The organism is Paenibacillus cymbidii (genome assembly GCF_004764705.1).
In the GTDB taxonomy this organism is placed as follows: Bacteria; Bacillota; Bacilli; order Paenibacillales; family NBRC-103111; genus Paenibacillus_AN; species Paenibacillus_AN cymbidii.
The window spans coordinates 145,917-164,889 of sequence record NZ_SHLX01000009.1; the positions used below are offsets into that span (position 1 = coordinate 145,917).

General features: G+C 60.1%; 19 protein-coding genes. 17 read left to right on the forward strand and 2 right to left on the reverse strand.

The window, feature by feature from the left end; genetic code table 11:
- Positions 1-71: 71 nt before the first annotated feature.
- From EXY20_RS14535 to EXY20_RS14600, 14 genes are all read left to right on the forward strand, one after another.
- Positions 72-1,811 carry a type 2 periplasmic-binding domain-containing protein gene (locus EXY20_RS14535; RefSeq protein ID WP_135552248.1) on the forward strand — a complete coding sequence of 580 codons (1,740 nt, stop codon included), beginning with the start codon at positions 72-74 and terminating at the stop codon, positions 1,809-1,811.
- 133 nt (positions 1,812-1,944) lie between these two features.
- Entirely contained in the window at positions 1,945-2,877 is a 933-nt protein-coding gene (locus tag EXY20_RS14540) for an ABC transporter permease (RefSeq protein ID WP_135552250.1), read from the forward strand.
- A 2-nt stretch (positions 2,878-2,879) separates the two neighbouring features.
- Positions 2,880-3,803 carry a carbohydrate ABC transporter permease gene (locus EXY20_RS14545; RefSeq protein WP_235885904.1) on the forward strand — a complete coding sequence of 308 codons (924 nt, stop codon included), beginning with the start codon at positions 2,880-2,882 and terminating at the stop codon, positions 3,801-3,803.
- Between the two features lie 42 nt (positions 3,804-3,845).
- Positions 3,846-4,634 (forward strand): SDR family oxidoreductase, encoded by a 789-nt coding sequence (locus EXY20_RS14550; RefSeq protein ID WP_135552252.1) that lies wholly within the window; start codon positions 3,846-3,848, stop codon positions 4,632-4,634.
- A 33-nt stretch (positions 4,635-4,667) separates the two neighbouring features.
- On the forward strand, positions 4,668-5,147 hold the full coding sequence (locus EXY20_RS14555) for a YhcH/YjgK/YiaL family protein (protein WP_167859224.1): 480 nt from the start codon (positions 4,668-4,670) through the stop codon (positions 5,145-5,147).
- On the forward strand, positions 5,144-6,085 hold the full coding sequence (locus EXY20_RS14560; RefSeq protein WP_135552256.1) for an aldo/keto reductase: 942 nt from the start codon (positions 5,144-5,146) through the stop codon (positions 6,083-6,085). Before EXY20_RS14555 ends, EXY20_RS14560 begins: the two co-directional genes overlap by 4 nt.
- Before the next feature lie 90 nt (positions 6,086-6,175).
- Positions 6,176-7,360: a sialidase/neuraminidase family protein gene (locus EXY20_RS14565; RefSeq protein WP_135552258.1), complete on the forward strand. Its 1,185-nt coding sequence runs from the start codon at positions 6,176-6,178 to the stop codon at positions 7,358-7,360.
- A complete protein-coding gene (locus EXY20_RS14570) occupies positions 7,357-7,833 on the forward strand; it encodes a YhcH/YjgK/YiaL family protein (protein WP_167859225.1) in 477 nt (158 codons plus the stop codon). Before EXY20_RS14565 ends, EXY20_RS14570 begins: the two co-directional genes overlap by 4 nt.
- Before the next feature lie 14 nt (positions 7,834-7,847).
- Complete coding sequence (locus EXY20_RS14575; protein ID WP_135552262.1) at positions 7,848-9,026, forward strand: sialidase/neuraminidase family protein; 1,179 nt, start codon at positions 7,848-7,850, stop codon at positions 9,024-9,026.
- A gap of 77 nt (positions 9,027-9,103) precedes the next feature.
- Entirely contained in the window at positions 9,104-9,910 is an 807-nt protein-coding gene (locus EXY20_RS14580) for a phytanoyl-CoA dioxygenase family protein (protein ID WP_135552264.1), read from the forward strand.
- 88 nt (positions 9,911-9,998) lie between these two features.
- Entirely contained in the window at positions 9,999-10,457 is a 459-nt protein-coding gene (locus EXY20_RS14585; protein WP_135552266.1) for a YhcH/YjgK/YiaL family protein, read from the forward strand.
- Between the two features lie 276 nt (positions 10,458-10,733).
- On the forward strand, positions 10,734-11,561 hold the full coding sequence (locus EXY20_RS14590) for an HpcH/HpaI aldolase family protein (RefSeq protein ID WP_135552268.1): 828 nt from the start codon (positions 10,734-10,736) through the stop codon (positions 11,559-11,561).
- A gap of 66 nt (positions 11,562-11,627) precedes the next feature.
- Positions 11,628-12,512 (forward strand): phytanoyl-CoA dioxygenase family protein, encoded by an 885-nt coding sequence (locus EXY20_RS14595; RefSeq protein ID WP_135552270.1) that lies wholly within the window; start codon positions 11,628-11,630, stop codon positions 12,510-12,512.
- A 17-nt stretch (positions 12,513-12,529) separates the two neighbouring features.
- Positions 12,530-13,387, forward strand: coding sequence for a phytanoyl-CoA dioxygenase family protein (locus EXY20_RS14600; RefSeq protein ID WP_135552272.1), 858 nt, complete (start codon positions 12,530-12,532; stop codon positions 13,385-13,387).
- Positions 13,388-13,628: 241 nt separating this feature from the next.
- Here EXY20_RS14600 and EXY20_RS14605 read toward each other — a convergent pair whose 3' ends face one another.
- Entirely contained in the window at positions 13,629-14,384 is a 756-nt protein-coding gene (locus tag EXY20_RS14605) for an SDR family NAD(P)-dependent oxidoreductase (protein WP_135552274.1), read from the reverse strand.
- Between the two features lie 24 nt (positions 14,385-14,408).
- Positions 14,409-15,728 carry a M20 family metallopeptidase gene (locus EXY20_RS14610; RefSeq protein WP_135552276.1) on the reverse strand — a complete coding sequence of 440 codons (1,320 nt, stop codon included), beginning with the start codon at positions 15,726-15,728 and terminating at the stop codon, positions 14,409-14,411.
- 220 nt (positions 15,729-15,948) lie between these two features.
- Here EXY20_RS14610 and EXY20_RS14615 point away from each other — a divergent pair, with 220 nt between their 5' ends.
- From EXY20_RS14615 to eno, 3 genes are read left to right on the forward strand one after another with little or no spacing between them, the layout of a single operon-like run.
- Positions 15,949-16,611: a GntR family transcriptional regulator gene (locus EXY20_RS14615; protein WP_135552278.1), complete on the forward strand. Its 663-nt coding sequence runs from the start codon at positions 15,949-15,951 to the stop codon at positions 16,609-16,611.
- A 47-nt stretch (positions 16,612-16,658) separates the two neighbouring features.
- A complete protein-coding gene (locus EXY20_RS14620) occupies positions 16,659-17,660 on the forward strand; it encodes a phosphotransferase family protein (protein WP_135552280.1) in 1,002 nt (333 codons plus the stop codon).
- Positions 17,661-17,678: 18 nt separating this feature from the next.
- Entirely contained in the window at positions 17,679-18,971 is a 1,293-nt protein-coding gene (eno, locus tag EXY20_RS14625) for a phosphopyruvate hydratase (protein ID WP_135552282.1), read from the forward strand.
- The last annotated feature ends 2 nt before the right edge of the window (positions 18,972-18,973 follow it).

The following is an 18,973-nucleotide window of genomic DNA, read 5'->3' on the forward strand; positions in this document are numbered from 1 at the left end:
TGTGGCGGATGCCGCCGGGAAATGGCTCTATACTCAACATGTAGTCGAAAAACGAAAGGGAGGGTTTGTCGATGAAAAAACAGAAAAGCCTGCATGTCGGTACGGCGATGTTGTTAGCGCTTTCTCTTGTTGCCTCCGGCTGTTCGTCATCCGGAGGCGGAAAGTCGGGCAGCGAGGCGAGCGTTTCGCCAAGCGCATCGGGGGCAGGGGCTTCGGGCAGCGCCACGCCGCAAGCGTCGCAGCCGGCGGCCGGCGCCGATTACAGCAAGCAGCTGTCGATCAAGTGGCTCGGCTCGCTCGCTCGCGGCAAAATCGAAGACAACAACAAGGTCCAGCAGATGATCGAAAAGAAGTTCAACGTCAAGCTTGAAAACAAAAAAGTCGACCTCAGCAACAACGAGCAGTCGAACCTGATGATCGCATCCGGGGAATTGCCGGAAATCGCGTTCCTGTATCAGGATCCGTTCAAGCTGTATTCGGACGGTATGACCCGTACCGTACCGAAGGCGCTGATCGAAAAATACGCGCCGAACTATGCGGCGCTGCTGAACGCCGAAGCAACCGGATGGAAAATCAATAAGGCGCCGGGCAAAGACAACGAATATGTGGCGCTGACCGGATCGGTGGATGCGCAGAAAGACGTGCCTTGGCTGCAGTTGTACCGACTCGACTGGATGGAGAAGTTCGGCTACAAGCCGAAAGGTCAGGTTGAACAGCTGTCGGACCGCGTCTTTTTTACCAAAACGCCGTTTACGCTCGAAGAGGAAGAGAAGATGTTCGACAGCTTCGTGAACGGAGATCCGGACGGCAACGGGCAGAAAGATACGTATGCCATTACGATGAACAACGAGAACCAGTTTTATTCGCTCGTGACGTATGCGGGGGCTTTCGGGTTTCCGTGGGCGTTCCCGCTTGACAACGGTTTTATCGAAGAGAACGGCAAAGCGGTCGAATTCTCCATTAGCACGAAGTACAGAGACTTGCTGAAAAAATTGGCCGATTGGTACAAAAAGGGATATATCGACCCGGAATTTACGACGCTCAATTTGCAAAAGAGCCGTGATAAATACGCCGCCGGCAAATATGGCGTATCGATCGGCGAGCCCGATGCCGTGTCGCTGATTCCGTATACGATGACACGGCCGCCGGGAAATCTGGTCGACAAAGATCCGAAGGCGAAGTTCCTTGTCGCTCCCGGACCGGTCGGACCGGGCGGGCAAGGGGTGACGGCGCAGCGGGTGACCGACACGCTGGCCTACAACGTAGTCGTCAATAAAAGCGTTTCGGACGAAAAGTTGATCCGCATGCTGCAAATCATGGATTACATCAACTTTGACAAGGAAGCGTTCGTATTCACCAATTTCGGCGAAGCGGGAACCGACTTTACCTGGGACGGCGAACCTTACAAATCGGCGGCCGTGCCGAAGGATACCGACCCGGATCGCGAGAAAAAGGGCATTGCCTACTACAACTTCGTCATTCGTCCGGCAAGTACGACACCATACTACACGCCAAAAGCGAAAGTGAAGCTGCGGGAGTTGTACACCGGCACGGACGAAGGGAAGAAGACGCTGCTGCGCCCGTACAAATACGACCGGTTCAACGAAACGAAGCTTTCCGACCTGCGGGCGAAGCTGTCCGCCAAGCTAAAGACGATTACCGACGAATATTTCTTCAAGGCGATTATCGGCGAAGTGAACATCGACTCCACCTGGAACGGGTATGTCGACAATTGGCTCAAAAACGGAGGCAGCGACGTGCTGGCGGAAATCGAAAAAGCGCCGAAGGTAGCCGATCTGCTGAAAAAGTAGGCGATGCGCAAACCGGCGCGGTTATGGGCGCTCGCGTGGGCATTCGGCGGCAGCCGCCGAATGCTCCGCACGACCGCGGGGCGGTCGTTTCGCGCTCGCCCGCGGACGGGGCGCATGAGGTGGAGGGTTCGACATGCAATCGCTTGCGGCGAAAAAACGCAAAAAGCTGTACCAAATGAAAATGCTGTACGTGATGCTGCTGCTGCCGGTCGTTCATTTGGCCCTGTTCAGCTATGCGCCGATGTACGGCATCGTGATCGCATTCAAGGATTTTCGCCCCGGGCTCGGCGTCTGGGACAGCCACTGGAACCATTTCGCCCACTTTCAGGAAATGGTGCACGACTTCGCTTTCCGCCGGGCGCTGCGCAACACGTTCGTCATCAGCCTGCTGCGGCTCGTGTTCGGCTTTGCGCTGGCGATCGTTTTTGCGCTGCTGCTGAACGAAGTGGTGCATCGCCGGTTCAAGCGGATCGTGCAGAGCATCTCGTATTTGCCGCATTTTCTGAGCTGGGTAATCGTGGCTTCGATTATGGTGGAGCTGCTGTCGCCGGAGCGGGGGATCGTCAACTACATCGTGTCGCTGTTCGGCGGGCATCCGGTCAATTTTCTTGCCAGCAAGCTGTATTTTGTGCCGCTGCTGCTGGCAACCGACGTGTGGAAAGAGGTCGGCTGGGCGTCGATCATTTATTTGGCCTCGATTTCGGCGATTTCGCCCGAGCTGTACGAAGCGGCGGAAGCCGACGGCGCCAACCGTTTCCATAAAATGGCGTATATTACGCTCCCGTCACTAGTCCCGGTAATTACCATATTATTCCTTTTACGGCTGGGCAATATTTTGTCCGGGGGCTTCGATCAAATTTTGAATTTGTACAATCCGCTCGTCTACGAGGTGGCCGACATCATTGATACGTACGTGTACCGGGTAGGGCTCGGCGATATCACGAACGGCTCGATGCGGTTCGACTACGCCGCGGCCGTCGGGTTGTTCAAAAACGTCGTCGGCGTCGTGCTGCTGGTCACGGTCAATCAGATCGTGCGCAGGCGCAGCGATTACGGGGTGTGGTGACGATGGCTACCGTGGAGAAACAACTGATGCCCGCCGCCGTTCGTCCCCGCCGCAAGCTGAAGCGGATGAATGCCTTCGACTACGTCAATTATGCGCTGATGCTCGCGTTTGCGCTGCTTGTGCTGTATCCGTTCTGGCAAGTGGCGGTGCTTTCCTTCTCCAACGTAAAGGAAACGACGTCGCTCGGGGTGCATCTGTGGCCGAAGGAGCCGACGCTGGCGGCGTATCGCTTCCTGTTCTCGTACGATGCCATCGTGCGTCCGTACGCCAATTCGATCGTTCGTACGCTCGCCGGCACCGCGCTCGAGCTGGCGTTTACGCTGCTGGCCGCCTATCCGCTGGCGAAACGCGATTTGCCTTACCGCGGCTGGTTGACGACTTATTTTATTATTCCGATGTTTTTTACCGGCGGGCTTATTCCGACGTACCTGCTCATTCGCAGCCTTGGCCTGGTCGACAACTTCCTCGTGCTGGTCGTGCCGATGGCGGTTTCGATCTTCAGCATCATCATCATGCGCAATTATTTTATGGCGCTCGACGCGGCGCTCGAGGAATCGGCAGTGATCGACGGGGCCGGCTACTGGACGCTGCTCACGCGAATCGTTGTGCCCGTGTCGGTGCCGGTGCTGGCGACGATCGGCCTGTGGGCGGCCGTCGGGCACTGGAACGCCTGGTTCGACGCAATGATCTACATTCGCGACCGCAAGCTGACGGTCATTCAGGCCGTCATGCGGGAGATGCTGCAGGCGTCCAACGAACAGGCGAACGACCTGGCCGGCAACCGTTCGGCGCAGGATGCGCAAATATCGCTTGCCAACGTGCGCGCGGGCATCGCCCTGCTGTCGATCGGACCGATCGTGCTGGCGTATCCGTGGGTGCAGCGCTATTTTATCAAAGGCATTATGCTCGGTTCGTTAAAAGGGTAGCTCCGGCCGCTCGGCTGCCGGAGGGCAATGAGGAGGCAGATCATGGGGGAGAACATCCTCGACCGGTTTTCGCTGCGGGGCAAAGTGGTCGTCATCGCCGGCGGCAAAGGCATGTACGGCAAGCAGGTGGCGGAAGCGATCGCCGAAGCAGGAGCGACGACATACATCGCTTCCCGTTCGCTTCCGGAGCTGGAGCGGATTGCGGCCGAATACCGGGAAGCCGGGTACGACGTGACGGCGCTGCCGCTCGATCTCGGCGACGAACGCTCCATCCTGCAGCTGAGGGACGCCGTGATGGAGCGGGAAGGCAGGATCGACGCGCTTGTCAACAATGCGTTGGCCCGGACGATGAAGTCGTGGGACGCGGACGCGTCGGCCTTCGCGGAGAGCATGAAGATTAATGCGACGGGACTGTTTCTGATTACGCGGGCGTTCGGCGACGAAATGGCCAAGGCCGGAGGCGGATCGATCGTGAACATCGGGTCTATTCACGGCATGATCGGGCCGGACACGACATTGTACGAAGACACGCCGTTTACAGGATTCATTCCGGATTATTTTTTCCATAAAGCCGGCATGATCAACTTTACGCGCTTCACCGCCAGTTATTACGGCAAGCACAACATCCGCTGCAACTGCATCAGCCCCGGCGGGTTCCGCACGGAGGCGCATACGGATGTGTTCGTGGAACGGTACAGCGACCGGACGTTTCTCGGGCGGATGGCCAACAACAGCGACGTGATGGGGGCGATCGTGTTTTTTGCCTCGGATGCCTCGCTTTATGTGACCGGCACGAATCTTCCGGTGGATGGCGGTTATGTGGCCAAGTAGCCGATGCTGCTCCGGGGACAGGAGGATCATGCGATGATTATCGACCGCATCGACAATGCCGGGTTGTACGCCAAACTGGGCGAAGGAATCGCCAAGGCGCTCGCTTATTTGCGGGAGACCGATTTTGCCGGCAAAGAGCCGGGGCGGTACGATATCGACGGCAACCTTGTATTTGCGCACCTGCAGAAGTTTACGCTGCGGCCGCAGTCGGAAGGCAAATGGGAAGCGCACCGGAATTATATCGACGTGCATTATATCATTTCAGGCAAGGAGCGGATCGCTTACGCCCCCGTCGGCAGCCTCGAGGTTTACCGGGAGTACGACGAGGACGGAGACTTCGTGCTGCTGCGGGGCGGCGGCAGCACGAACGTCGTCACGGCGACGAATACGATCGTTGCCGCGCCCGGCACGTTTCTTGTTTTCCGGCCGGAAGACGCGCACATGGTCGGGATCACGGTCGATACGCCCAAGCCGGTGCGGAAAGTTGTCGTAAAGGTGGCCCATACACAATGAATACCGTCGAATTTGCCGGACATCGGCTGTCCGCCATGATGCTGGGTACCGCACAGCTCGGTCTCGACTACGGCATTGCCAATCGAAGCGGGAAACCGTCGCCTGCCAAGGCGTTCGAGCTGTTGGACGCGGCGGCGGAGGGCGGCGTGAATGCAATCGATACGGCGGCCGCTTACGGCGACGCGGAGGATGTACTCGGGAGCTATTTGGGCTCCGCCGGCTGCAAGCAACGCGCCCCGTTTCTTGTCACCAAGTTCAGGATCGATCCGGCGCGGGGAACAGACCGGCGGGAAATCGAGAAGCAGTTATATGCGTGCGTGGAACAATCGCTGGAACGGCTGCGAGTGTCCCGCATTCCGCTCTACATGCTGCACCATGCGCCGGATATGTCGTTGTACGGTTCGGTTGTGCCGGACACGCTCGGACGCATGCAGCGCGAAGGTCTGATCGCCCATGCCGGCGTATCGGTGTATCACGGACGCGAAGCGGAAGAAATGCTGCGTTACGACGTGTACGAGGCGATTCAGGTGCCGATGAACGCGTTCGACCTGCGGCTCGTGCGCAGTGGGGTGCTGCGGAAGCTTGGGGAAGCAGGCAAGCTGATCCTGGTTCGAAGCGTGTTCCTGCAAGGGTTCTTCTTCCTCGATCCGGCATTGCAGCCGGAACGGTATGCGCCGGCGACAATGCATCTGCAGCCGCTGCGCGACTTGGCGGAGCGGGAAGGGATGTCGGTGGCGCAACTGGCGCTGTCGTACATTCGCGACATGGAAGGCGTAGCCAGTCTGGTGTTGGGCGCGGAAACGCCGGAGCAGGTCCGGGAAAATATCGGGCTGATGGAAGGCCCGCGCCTAAGCCCTGCGACGGCGGCGAAGCTGGAGGAACTGTCGGCCCGGGTGCCGATCGAGTTTATCATGGGCACGGTGCTGGCCGGCAAGTAAAGGCGATGGCAAGTCAGCCGCACAGCCCGGCGACGGCCAAGGCCGAACTTCTTCCGGAAACGATTCCGGAACGACAAAGGGGACGACAACATGCAAGGGACGCAGGTGCCATTGGACTACAGCATTCATGTGGACACCATTTATTCGCAAATCGACGATTTGTACTACTGGGTGCATCCGCGGGCGGGAACGATACCCGGCGATCCGGCGACCGTCGTGTTGGCGATGCAAAAATATTACCGGATCGGCGACGACTATTTCGGCACTGTATTCGAAATGCGGACGCACGACGTTGGCCAAACGTGGGTCGGCCCGATCGAGCACGACGGGACGCTTAGCCGCCGCAGGTACGGAGAAGGAATGGACATGGTCATCTGCGACTTCTCGCCGCAATGGCATGCCGCCACCGGCAAGCTGATCGGCATGGGGCATACGGCGATATACGCCGACAATACGGATGTGCCGCTGCTGCGCGCAAAAAATATTCCGGTCTACGACGCTTATTCGGTCTACGACGAAGCGACCCATACCTGGACCCCGTTCAAGCTGCTTGAAATACCGGACGACAAGTTTTATGCCATCGGCGGTGCGGGCATGCAGCGTCTGGAGCTGCCGAACGGCGATATGCTCGTGCCTTGTTACTACCGGCTGGGCAGCGAGTTCGTGTGGGAACGCACGATGTGGGCGTGCACCGTGCTGCGCTGCAGCTTCGACGGCGAAACGGTCACTTATCTGGAGCATGGCACGGAGCTGCTGAACGATACGTGGTCCGGCTTGGCCGAACCGTCGCTGACGCGGTTCAAGGGCAAGTACTACATGACCCTGCGCGGCCAAAAGGGCGAGGTAGGCTACGTCACATCCGGAGACGACGGGCTGCATTACGACCAGCCGCAGGTGTGGAAATGGGACGACGGCAGCGATCTGCGCTCCTATAATACGCAGCAGCATTGGATCACGCACAGCGACGGTCTGTTTCTCGTCTATACGCGGGATACCGGGAGCAACGGCCATGTGTGCCGGCACCGTTCGCCGCTGTTTATCGCCCAGGTCGATCCCGACCGGCTCGTCCTGCTGCGCGATACGGAGCGGGTGCTCCTCGAGGACCGGGGAGCCGATCTTGGCAACTTCAGCACGATCAACGTGACGGCTGATGTTTCGTACGTGTTCGCCAACGAATGCCTGATCGCGCCGGGCTGCCAGCAATACGGCTGCGACGGCAGCGTTTTTGCCATCAAGCTGCAGTGGAACAAGCCGAACGGGGAGATGGGGCCATGATCATCGATAACATTCGAAACGCCGCGATGTACAGCGGGTTGGGCGTTGGGCTCGGCAAAGCGCTGGCTTATTTGCGGGAAACCGACTGGAGCGGCAAAGAACCGGGCAAGTATACGATCGACGGCGACAACGTATATGCGCTGGTACAGCAATTTTCCCTGCTGCCGCAATCGGAAGGCAAATGGGAAGCGCATCGCCAATACATCGACGTGCATTACATGGTCGAAGGCAAGGAGCGGATCGCTTATGCGCCGGTCGACAGCCTGGATGTGTACCGGGGCTATGACGAAACCGCGGATTATATGCTGCTGCGGGGCGGCGGGAGCACCAACGTAACTACGGGCGAGAACACGATTGTCGTCAGCCCGGGCACGTTCCTCATCTTTCGCCCCGAGGATGCGCATATGATCGGCATCGCCGTCGACACGCCGAAGCCGGTAACCAAAGTCGTGGTCAAAGTACGGTGTCATTGAGCGGAGGAAAAAGCATGCGGGCGGAGCAGGCTGACTTGGATTACGCCATTCGGTTGGATACGATTTATTCGACCATCGGCGAGACGTATTATTGGGTTCACCCGCGAGCAGGCGCGATACCCGGCGATCCGGCTTCCGTCGTGCTGGCGCTGCAAAAATATTTCCGAATTGGCGACGATTATTTTGGCCCCGTGTTCGAGATGCGTACGGACGACGTCGGGCAATCTTGGACCGGCCCGTTCGAGCACGCCGAAACGCTGGGCCGCTACAAGCAGGAGGACGGGACGGAAATCGCGATCTGCGATTTTACGCCCGGCTGGCATACCGCCACGGGCAAGTTGCTCGGCATCGGGCATACCGTCATTTACGCTGATCGTGTCGACGTTCCGCTGTACCGCACCCGCAAGCTGCCGAGATATACCGCTTATTCGGTATATGACGAAGCCGCGCGCACATGGTCGCCGTTTCGGATGATGACTGTTCCCGATCCGAAATTTTACAGCTCCGGTTCGGGCTGTTCGCAGCGCATCGACTTGCCGAATGGCGAAATTCTGGTACCGACGTATTACCGGATCGACGAATCGAGCTCGTGGGAGCTCAGCCGGTGGGGGTGCGCCGTTTTTCGCTGCAGATTCGACGGAGAAACGCTTTCTTATATCGAACACGGCACGCTGTTGACGGTCCCGGAAGGCAGCGGACTTGTCGAGCCGTCGTTGACCCGGTTCGGCGGCAAATATTATATGACGCTGCGCGGTGCAATGGGGGAAGTCGGCTATGTGACTGCCAGCGACGACGGGCTGCATTACGATGCGCCGCAGGCGTGGAAATGGGACGACGGCGGCGACCTTCGCTCCTACAACACGCAGCAGCATTGGGTAACGCACAGCGACGGCCTGTTTCTCGTCTATACGCGGGAGACCGGCGGAAACAGCCACGTGTGCCGGTACCGTTCGCCGTTGTTTATCGCCCGGGTCGACCCTGACCGGCTCGTGCTGCTGCGCGATACGGAACGGGTGCTGGTGCCGGACAGAGGGGCCGATTTGGGCAATTTCAGCACGATCAACGTGAGCTCGGACGTTTCGTTCGTCTTCGCCAACGAGTGCCTGATTGCGCCGGGCTGCCAGCAATACGGCAGCGACGGCAGCGTGTTCGCGGTCAGGCTGCAATGGAACAAACCGAATAAGCTGTTGTGAAATCCGTGATTCGTGACGTCGTTCCGGCGAGAGGCAAATCAAGACTGCACTGCAGCGACAGATGGAGGGGAAAGCGCATGGCGGCAACAACAAGATTGACTCCGGAGCAGGTGCAATTTTACGCGGATAACGGATACTTGAACGGGCTTGCCCCTGTGTATACCGGGGAAGAGGTTGCGGAGCTGCAAGAGGGATACCGACGGATCGTTTCGCTTTTGTACGATGGGGAATTGCCGTCGGATATTATGAATTGGCATCTGACGAGCAAATGGCTGTACGACATTTGCGCGAATCCGCGTATTCTGGATCTTGTCGAGGGGATTCTGGGCCCGAATTTTTATATGGCGCGAACCGAGTTCATTACGAAGTCGCCGAAATCGGACAAAATCGTCCCGTGGCACCAGGATTCCTACTATTGGTCGACGGAAAAAAGCAAAACGGTTACGGTATGGCTGGCGGTCTCCGACGTCACCGAGCAGAACGGAGCGATGAAGGTCATTCCCGGAACCCACAACGCCGGCATTATCCAGCATCGAATCGCGGGAAAGGACTCCATCCTCTCGTTCGAACTGGAGCGCGGCAGCTTCAACGAGAATGATGCGATCGCGCTGGTCAATCCGGCGGGATGCATTTCGATGCACGACGACGCGATCATTCACGGTTCCGGTCCCAACGTTTCCGATGGCTGGCGCATCGGTTTCGTGATTCGGTATTCGCAAACCGGCGTCTACTGGGACCCGAAGCACTATCCGGACTTCCGCATGTATATGATGCGGGGAGTCGACGAGTTCAAGCGGCATGAGCAGGGGGAAGTGCCAATCGAACGGTTCGCCCGGCCGGAGGAGTCGAATCGGCGCATCCGGAAGACGGAGGCGTCAAACTGAGCGGACAGGCTGATGCAGGCCGAATGTACTTGGACGCAACGCAAGTCGAGATGAGGGTGCTTCGCATACCTTTCGGGAGGTCATCGCTATGGTGTTGGATATAATCGAAAACGCTCCTTTCTATTACAAACTGGGGCCGGGCATCGAAAAGGCGCTCAAGTATTTGCAGGAAACGGACCTGCAGAAGCTGCCGCCGGGAAAGTACGAAATCGACGGCGACCGCGTATTTGCCGTCGTGCAGCAGTTCGACCTCAAGCTGCGGGGCGAGGCGCAGTGGAAAGCGCACCGTCGGTATGTCGACGTGCAATATGTCATCGAAGGCCGTGAGCGTATTTTCTATGCCTTCGCGCCCGATATGACCGTCCAGCGGGAGTACGACGACGCAGCGGATTGTGAACTGCTGTCGGGGAGCGGCAACACGCAGGAGCGCGCAGGCGGCACGTTTGCGATCTTCGGTCCGGACGATGCGCACAAAACCGGCACTTTCGTGGAAAATCCGCAGCCGGTCAAAACGATCAAAAAAGTGGTCGTCAAGGTGGCCGTATAGATGAACGGCCGTTACTATTCACAGCCCTAAGAACAGAGCAAATGTTTGGTGAGGAAAGGTCAGCAACCCGGATTTGACCCGATGCGGGGCACCCCAATGGCCCCCACTTTCGCTCATCAGGCAATTAGATGTGATTTTTCACCTATCATTTTTTTGCGGGGACTGTGAATAGTAACGAACTGCCCGTTGCGCGATAGTGCTGAGGATAATCGGTATCCATCGGCGCGGCGGAAGATGGAAGAGATACGATAAAGGGACGATGGGAGAGGACGGACAATGGAACGCAAATCGTTCGATATGCGGCCAAGTCGCGTGTGGAAGAAACTGAGGGCCGGCGAAGTCGCTTATGCGACCAAAATCAACCTCGCCGATCCGCGGGTCGTGGAAATAGCCTGTATGGTTTCCGGCATGGACTGTGTTTGGGCGGATATGGAGCATGTGCCGAACGATTGGTCGACGATCGAGCGGCAGATCATGACGGCCAAGGCGTACGATGTGGACATGATGATCCGCGTGTCCAGAGGCTCTTACAGCGAGCTGATCAAACCGCTCGAACTGGACGCGGCGGGCATCCTGGTGCCGCACGTGATGAACGCGGACGACGCGCGGCAAATCGCGCATTTGACCAAATTCCATCCGATCGGCCGGCGCCCGATCGACGGCGGCAACGCCGACGGCAAATACACGAACCTCGGCATGGCCGACTACATGGCGCAAGCCAACGAACAACGGTTCAACATGCTGCAGATCGAAGACCCCGAGCCGCTGGACGATCTTGTGGCGATCATCTCGCTGCCCGGCGTGGACGCGGTGTTCTTCGGTCCGGGCGACTTCAGCCAGGGCATCGGCGCTCCCGGCGAATGGAACCATCCGCTGATTGTCGAAACCCGCAAGCGGATCGCCGATCTGGCGATCAAGCACGGCAAAATCGCCGCAACCGTCGGCGGTGTCGGCAACCTGGAGGAACTGGTCGGCATGGGCTACCGGTTCATCAGCATCGGCGCTGACGTCATCGGGTTAAACGACTATTACAATCACTTCTTCAATGAATTGTCCGGCAAACAGGAAGCGCTGAACAAAAGCATTTACGGAGGCAAGGCGTAACGAGAGCGGCCGACCGCCGACCATCCGGGAACGACCCGAAACGGTAAAACACAAGGAGGGAGAACGATGCTGACACCCGAACAGCATTACAACAAAAACCCGCTGCACGCCTACGAATCGGAGGAGCACTACGAGCAGGCCAAACGGCTGGCGACGAGTCTTTACCGGTACGACCAGCTGCCGGAGCGACGAATTGCGACGATCGATGCGGTAACGGACGACGACGTGAAACGGTTTTGGAGCGAAGGTTATGTCGTCATCGACCGGCTGATCGGCCTGGAGCTGATTGAGGCGGCCAAACAGGCGTTGTCCGACATTATCGCCGGCGCGGTGCAAGGGCCGCGCATCCAGTTCGTCGGCAAACGGCGGGACGACTGGACCGCCGAAGAGAAGGAACTGTCCGCCCGCGTCGTCACCAATTATGTCGCATACGAGCCGCGGCTCCAGGCTATTTCGCATCATCCGGACATCGAGCGGCTGGTCGCCCGGCTGTTCGGCGAAACCGGTCGAATGATCGCCGACCAGGCGCTGCTCAAGCCGCCCGGCGGCGGCGCGGAGAAGCCGTGGCACCAGGATATGGCGTACGGCAACTTCGCCTACGACAAGTCGGTGTTCGGCATCTGGATCGCGCTCGATCCGGCCGAGCTGGACAACGGATGCATGCACATCATCCCGTATTCCCACCGCGACGGCGGGGTGCCGCATTACGCCGTGCGCGACTGGCAAATCTGCGACACCAGCGTCCGCGTGGAGCGCGATGTCGCGGTGCCGCTGCCGCCGGGCGGGGCGCTGCTGTTCTCCAGCCTGCTGCATCACGGCACGCCGCCGAATTTTACGCCCAAGCGCCGCCGCGCTTTGCAGATCCATTATGCGCCCGAGTCGGCGGTCAAGCTGACGCCGCAGGAGTACAAACGCATCTTCACCAACGAAATGACCAACGCCGAGTGCTGACAAGGAGCGAAACCGCCATGAGCAGGGAACCGAAACGAATGGTATTCGACTATGCCAACTGGGAACGGCTGCCTGAGCGCGAAATCGCCGGCTTCTTCGCCGCCTGCGACGAGGAGATGGACGCCGTCGGCGTGGTGGTGCTGGCCGAAGCGATCGCTCATGAGGACTGCGACGCGTTCGTCGAGCTGATCAACGGGGAAATTCGGCGCGCCAGTCCGATCGAGCGGCTGGCGAACGAACGGCGCATCCAGGTGACGGGACCAACCGTGTACAACATGCAGGCGCGCCACCCGAAATTTATGGCGCATATCGCGTATCGGCCCGTGATCGATTATTTTCGCCGGTTCCTTGGCGCGGGCATGACGTTGTACAGCTGCGAAGGCCGCGTCACGCCGCCGGGAACCGGCGACGGCAACTGGCATCACGACGGCCACGAGCGTATCCCGAACTACTACATGACGATGAACAGCCTGCACTACTTGTGCGATTCGAACAAGGAGAACGGGGCAACCCGCTACATTCCGGGCACGCACAAGGAGTTCATTCCGGTGGCGGACGCGGCGAAGCGGGAAGCCAAGTACATCGACGTGAAAAAAGGCGATATCGTGCTGTTCAACCCGTACCTGATCCACTCGGGTTCGGCCAATCGCACGGACAACGATCGGCCGATCATTATCAATTATTACTGCCGTCCGTATATGAAGACGGAATTCAATTACCCGCGGATGATGAGCTATGTCGAAGCGAGCAAGCTGACCGACGACCAGCGCCGGCTGCTCGGCTTCGAGCAGATGATGCTGGAGGACTTGCACGAGCTGTATCGGCTCGGCAGCTGCCGCAAGGCGCTGGCCGATATGAACCCTTACGGCTTCTGATCTGCGAGGGATATTAAACTGCAAATGACGAAATAGGCCATTTTTTATGGCCTATTTGCCTTGAAACGGGCAGTCGCCACAAAATAGCCAGCGATTTCACTGGCTATTCACATCAATTTGCCCGCATCGAGGCCATTTGGCCGAAATAGCCAGTGTTTTCGCTGGCTATTTTCGGGGAGACGGGCGCAAGAGGGCAAATAAGCCGTTTTTCATGGCCTATTTTCGACCCGGCCGAATCGGCCTACTGGCTAGTCGTTTGGCCGCCGTCGATGACGAACGTTTGGCCGGTGATGAACGACGAGCGGGACGACGCGAGGAACAGGAACAGATCGGCTACTTCCGCGGGCGTTCCCCAGCGGCCGAGCGGGATTTTGGCCATCGCTTCAGCCAGGTAGCCGTCGCCGGAGCCGCCGCTCAGCGCCAGATCGGTGCCGATGAAGCCCGGGCAGACGGCGTTGACGCGGATGTTATGTTTGGCCAGCTCGAGCGCCATCGTTTTGGTGAGCAGGATGACGCCGGCTTTGGAAGCGTTGTAGGCGGCCAGCCGCTCTTCGCCGAACAGGCCGTTCGTCGAGGACATGTTGACGATGACGCCGCCGCCCTGTTCGGCCATCAGCCTCGCCGCGGCCTGGCCGACGATGAAGCTGCCGCGCAAGTTGACGGCGAGCGTACGGTCCCAGACGTCCAGCGGCATCGTCAGAAAATCGTAAAACGGCGCGATGCCCGCGTTGTTGACGAGCGCGTCGACACCGCCCAGCGTGCGGTTCGCCTGCTCGACGAACGCGGCGGCGCTCGCCGGGTCGGACACGTCCGCGACGAAGCCGTGCACGGTACCGCCGCCCGCGCTCAGTTCGCGCACCGCTTCATTCAGCTCGCGCTCCTCCACGCCGCAGATCGCAACGGCCGCTCCTTCCGCGACGAACGCGCTTGCGATCGCTTTGCCGATTCCCCGGGTCGCTCCGGTGATCAGCGCCTTTTGTCCGGCTATCGTGGTCATAGGGTAAATCTCCTTCGAAGTGAATTAAGCGCACCAGCGGACGATCAGGGCGGCGAACCGTTTGGTCAGCGCGACAAGGTCGTCGACAAGCACGTATTCGTTGCGCGCATGGATGTTGGCGCCGCCCGGGCCGAAGTTGATCGTCGGCGCGGGGAAATGCAAATTCGAAATGAAAGCGTCGCACGCGAACGGGCACGTTTCCGGCTGCGGCGCCTGCAGCCCGCCGGCGCGATACACGTCGCCGATCGCCGCAAAAATCGGATGCTCCGCAGGCAAGCCGCTCGGATGCAAATAGCGAATCGGGTGCTCGATGCGCACCTGCCCCCAGTCCATTCCTTTGCTCTCGAGATGTGCGCGCAAATAGTCGGCAAATCCTTGCGCAACCATCGCCTCCGTCATTCCTTCGCAGGTGGTGATGCCGAGATTCAGCACCACTTGCTGCGGGACGCCGAGGCCATGGGCGAAGTCCGCTTCCCCCGTATTCAGCTGCATCAGATAAACGGGAAGCTGCTCCGGGAACGACGGCTGCGACCAAGGCAGCCGATGCGGATAGTCGACGGAAAACCGCCGCACCGCCGCAACCAGCTCCTGGGCGATATCCAACGGGCTTGCCGTCTCGGCGCTGTATTGGCTGGAGAAACCGGCGCCATCGCCGCCCGCTACGGTGATTTTGCACGACAGCCAGCCGAGATGGGCCCGGCAGACGGCCATATTCGTCGGCTCCGGGCAAATGACGATGTCGGGCGTGTAGCCGCGCAGACGGGAGGCAAGCGTGCCGTTCGCCCCGCCGTATTCTTCGTCGACGACGCTTTCGAGCAGCACGTCGCCGCGCAGCGGCAGCCCCAGCTGCCGGACGGCCCGGATCGCGAACAGGCCGCAGGCGAGCCCGCCTTTCATGTCGAGAGAGCCGCGGCCGTACAGCTTGCTCTCGATGACGGCGCCGGACCAGGGCAACGAGGTTTCCCAAGGCAGCGAGCCGGCGATGACCGTGTCCATATGGCCGGTTATCATCAGGCTGCGACCGCCGCCCGTGCCCGGCAGCGTGCCGACGACATTCGGGCGGTTGGCATACTCCCGCACGCGGCCGTCGGCTGTCGCGAAGAAAGCGGGATGCTCGCGCAGGCCCGGCACGTCGTCAGGCGTAAACATGTCGACCGTCAAGCCGGAGGCCAGCATTTCCGCGCGCAGCGCTTCCTGGCCGGGGAGTTCGTTGCCGTGCGGCGGGTAGTTTTCCGTCGGGATCTGCACGAGCCTGGCGGCGAAGCCGATCAGTTCGTCCCGGGCGTCGTCGACGAGCCGATCGATGCGTGCTGCAATTTCGGGCGATAAGGCGGTATTGTCCATGAGTGAAATCCTCCGTTTGCAGGCAGGAACGAAAACGATTGCTTCTGCCGGATGGTTGTGATCCCACTATACCTTCCGAACGCCACGATGCCCATATCAGAATGAAAGCGGAATATATCAGTTGTACACTTTTGCCGTTGATGTTATGATATCGTTAAATGTTAACATTTATCATTAACGGCAAATTTGTTGCCAGTTTTTAAAGCGAAGGTGACATGTCATGAGGCAAAAAAGTATCAAGACGCCGCTCTTCCAAGCGGTAGCCCATTTGCTGCGCCGCCGCATTCTGCTGAAGGAGCTGCAGCCCGGCGAACATGTGAACGAAGTGACGGTTTCCCGCGAGCTGAACTTGAGCCGCGGGCCGATTCGCGACGCGATCAAGCTGCTTGAGAAGGAAGGCCTTGTCGAAACGTTTGCGAACGGCCGGACGCAGGTGACCGGTTTTACGCGGGACAGCTTCCGCGACTGGATGCGGATTCGCCTGTCGCTGGAACGGCTGGCGATCGACGAATTTGCCGCCAAGCGGGAGGCGGCGGCCGGCCGGTTGGACGGTTTGCTTGAGCTGGTGCGCGGGATGGTGGCGCTCGAAGGCGATCCGCACCGGCAAGACGAGGCGGTCGAGCTCGATCTGAGGTTCCACTCCCAGTTGGTTGCGATGAGCGGGAATCGGACGCTGGTTTTGCTGTGGGAGTCGATTTATGGCCCGTTGACGACGATTATGGAGCTGATCGCCCGGCACTATGGCGACATTTCCCGGCAGACGGACATGCACCGGGACATTGCCGAGCGGCTGCTGCGGCGCGATTATGCCGGCGCGGCGGACAGCCTGCAGGCGCACATTGCGGAAGGCGAACAAACGATGCTGGCGGCGCTCAAGCTTTAGTCGCGGCTGGCGGCGCGGAAGCGCAGAATACCGGAGGTGGAGCGAGGATGTTGGAGAGCGGGGCGGAGACGGCGGCCTATGCGGTTCGCCGCGGCTGGGTTGCGGCGGACGTGCCGCTGGCGGTGACGCGGCTTGCCGGCGGCGTGTCCGGCAACGTATGGCGCATCGAAGGCGAAGGTATCTCTTGGGTGCTGAAGCAGGCGCGCGCTCAATTGGCCGTGCAGGCGACCTGGGAAGCCGACCCGGCGCGGATCGTGCGTGAGCGGGTGGCGATGCGGCTGGCCGGGCGGTATTTTGAGGGCGAGCAAATACCGGAACTATTTTATTGGAACGATGAGGATTACGTTCTGGTGATGGCGTGCGCGCCGGACGATATGGTGACGTGGAAGCAGGAGCTGATGGACGGCCGCTTCGTTGCCGCCACTGCGGCGGATGTCGGCCGCTTTCTCGCGCGTTTTCATGCGGCGGGAGCACGCATGTCGGAGGAGGAGCGTCGAATGCTTGCTGACGATTCCTTTTTCCGCGAGCTGCGCATCGAGCCGTATTACCGGCACTTGTACCCTGCCTACCCGGCGCTCGCGCCGCGGTTGGAGCGGCTTGTCGCGGATTTGGCCGGCAGCGGCGACGACCGGGCGGGGAGCACGATCGTGCACGGCGACTTTTCGCCGAAAAACATGCTCGTCTCCGCCGCACGTCCGCCGATTGTGCTGGATTACGAAGTGGCTCATTGGGGAAATTCCGTTTTTGATGTCGCGTTCTGCGTGACGCACTTGCTGCTGAAAGGGCGAAAGCTTGGCGCCCCGGCGGCGGTACTGGAGCTGATCGCGGCGTTTCTCGCCGCTTACGGCCGCAAGACGCCGCGGCTGCTGCCGCATGTCGGGGCGCTGCTGCTGGCGCGTATGGACGGCAAGTCGCCGGCCGAATACATCGGGGAAGCGCTGAAGCCGGACATTCGCCGCAGGGCTGCCGAGTGGCTCGCGGAAGAGGCGGAGGAGGAAGCGCCGCTGCAAGCATTTGCGCGGTTCCTGCACGCACACGAAACCGAATAAGAGGAAGGGGAATACCATATGGCAACGTCAACGATACGTACGATTCGAGCAAGGGAAGTGCTGGATTCCCGCGGCAATCCGACCGTCGAGGTGGATGTGCAGCTGAGCGGCGGGCACAGCGCCCGCATGATGGTGCCGTCGGGCGCGTCGACCGGCAAGCACGAAGCCGTCGAGCTGCGGGACGGAGGGACGCGGTTTCGCGGGCTGGGGGTGCGGCAAGCGGTCGCGTCCGTCAACGGGACGCTGGCGGAGGCGCTGCGCGGCTTCCCGGCGGAGGAGCAGGAGCGGCTGGACCGGCTGCTGCTGGAGCTGGACGGCACGGCCAACAAGTCGGGCCTGGGCGCAAACGCGCTGCTCGGCGTGTCCATGGCGGTTGCCCGCGCGGCCGCAGTGGCGGCGGGAGTGCCGTTTTACCGGTATGTCGCCGAGCGGTATTTAACGGCGGAGGAACAGGCGCGGCTGCGCGTTCCGGTGCCGATGGTCAACATCGTCAGCGGCGGCCTGCATGCGGGCGGGAACATCGATTTGCAGGATTTTCTGGTCATGCCTGCCGCAACGATCGATTACCCGGTCATGCTGGAAATGATTTCGGCGATTTATTGGCACGTGAAGGAGCAGCTGCGCCGCAAAGGCTATACTACGCTGCTCGCGGACGAAGGCGGCTTCGGCCCGGCGTTGTCCGCCAACGAGGAGGCGCTGGAAATTATCGCGGAAGCGATGGCCGCTTCCTCCATCCGGCCGGGCGCAGACATGGGGATTGCGCTTGATGTGGCGTCCACGCATTTTTACGAGGAGGGGACGGGGCTGTACCGACTGAGGTCCGATCGGCGCGAGACGGACAGCGGCGGCATGATCGATTTGCTCGCGGCCTGGGTGGAAGCGTATCCGATCGTGTCGATCGAGGACGGCTTGGCCGAGGACGACTGGTCAGGCTGGACTGCGCTGCACGCGCGGCTCGGCGACCGGGTGCAGCTGGTGGGAGACGACTTGTTCACGACGAACCCGGCGCGCATTCGCGAAGGAATCGAACGGCAAGCGGCGAACGCGGTGCTGGTCAAAATGAACCAGATCGGCACCTTGACGGAAACGGTCGAAGCGGTGCGGCTGGCCAAGGCGGCCGGCTTCGCTACGGTCGTGTCGGCGCGTTCGGGGGAAACGGAGGACAGCGTACTCGCCGATCTGGCCGTCGGCCTGGCGGGCGACCAGATCAAAATCGGTTCGCTCGCCCGCTCCTCGCGATGCTCGAAATACAACCAGCTGCTGCGTATTCACGACCATCTGCAGGGGGGCTTTTGCCATTTTGGCGCGTAAGG

Coding starts and splice junctions, on each gene's coding strand:
- EXY20_RS14535 (WP_135552248.1), top strand. CDS start 72: ATGAAAAAACAGAAAAGCCTGCATGTCGGTACGGCGATGTTGTTAGCG.
- EXY20_RS14540 (WP_135552250.1), top strand. CDS start 1,945: ATGCAATCGCTTGCGGCGAAAAAACGCAAAAAGCTGTACCAAATGAAA.
- EXY20_RS14545 (WP_235885904.1), top strand. CDS start 2,880: ATGGCTACCGTGGAGAAACAACTGATGCCCGCCGCCGTTCGTCCCCGC.
- EXY20_RS14550 (WP_135552252.1), top strand. CDS start 3,846: ATGGGGGAGAACATCCTCGACCGGTTTTCGCTGCGGGGCAAAGTGGTC.
- EXY20_RS14555 (WP_167859224.1), top strand. CDS start 4,668: ATGATTATCGACCGCATCGACAATGCCGGGTTGTACGCCAAACTGGGC.
- EXY20_RS14560 (WP_135552256.1), top strand. CDS start 5,144: ATGAATACCGTCGAATTTGCCGGACATCGGCTGTCCGCCATGATGCTG.
- EXY20_RS14565 (WP_135552258.1), top strand. CDS start 6,176: ATGCAAGGGACGCAGGTGCCATTGGACTACAGCATTCATGTGGACACC.
- EXY20_RS14570 (WP_167859225.1), top strand. CDS start 7,357: ATGATCATCGATAACATTCGAAACGCCGCGATGTACAGCGGGTTGGGC.
- EXY20_RS14575 (WP_135552262.1), top strand. CDS start 7,848: ATGCGGGCGGAGCAGGCTGACTTGGATTACGCCATTCGGTTGGATACG.
- EXY20_RS14580 (WP_135552264.1), top strand. CDS start 9,104: ATGGCGGCAACAACAAGATTGACTCCGGAGCAGGTGCAATTTTACGCG.
- EXY20_RS14585 (WP_135552266.1), top strand. CDS start 9,999: ATGGTGTTGGATATAATCGAAAACGCTCCTTTCTATTACAAACTGGGG.
- EXY20_RS14590 (WP_135552268.1), top strand. CDS start 10,734: ATGGAACGCAAATCGTTCGATATGCGGCCAAGTCGCGTGTGGAAGAAA.
- EXY20_RS14595 (WP_135552270.1), top strand. CDS start 11,628: ATGCTGACACCCGAACAGCATTACAACAAAAACCCGCTGCACGCCTAC.
- EXY20_RS14600 (WP_135552272.1), top strand. CDS start 12,530: ATGAGCAGGGAACCGAAACGAATGGTATTCGACTATGCCAACTGGGAA.
- EXY20_RS14605 (WP_135552274.1), bottom strand. CDS start 14,384: ATGACCACGATAGCCGGACAAAAGGCGCTGATCACCGGAGCGACCCGG.
- EXY20_RS14610 (WP_135552276.1), bottom strand. CDS start 15,728: ATGGACAATACCGCCTTATCGCCCGAAATTGCAGCACGCATCGATCGG.
- EXY20_RS14615 (WP_135552278.1), top strand. CDS start 15,949: ATGAGGCAAAAAAGTATCAAGACGCCGCTCTTCCAAGCGGTAGCCCAT.
- EXY20_RS14620 (WP_135552280.1), top strand. CDS start 16,659: ATGTTGGAGAGCGGGGCGGAGACGGCGGCCTATGCGGTTCGCCGCGGC.
- eno (WP_135552282.1), top strand. CDS start 17,679: ATGGCAACGTCAACGATACGTACGATTCGAGCAAGGGAAGTGCTGGAT.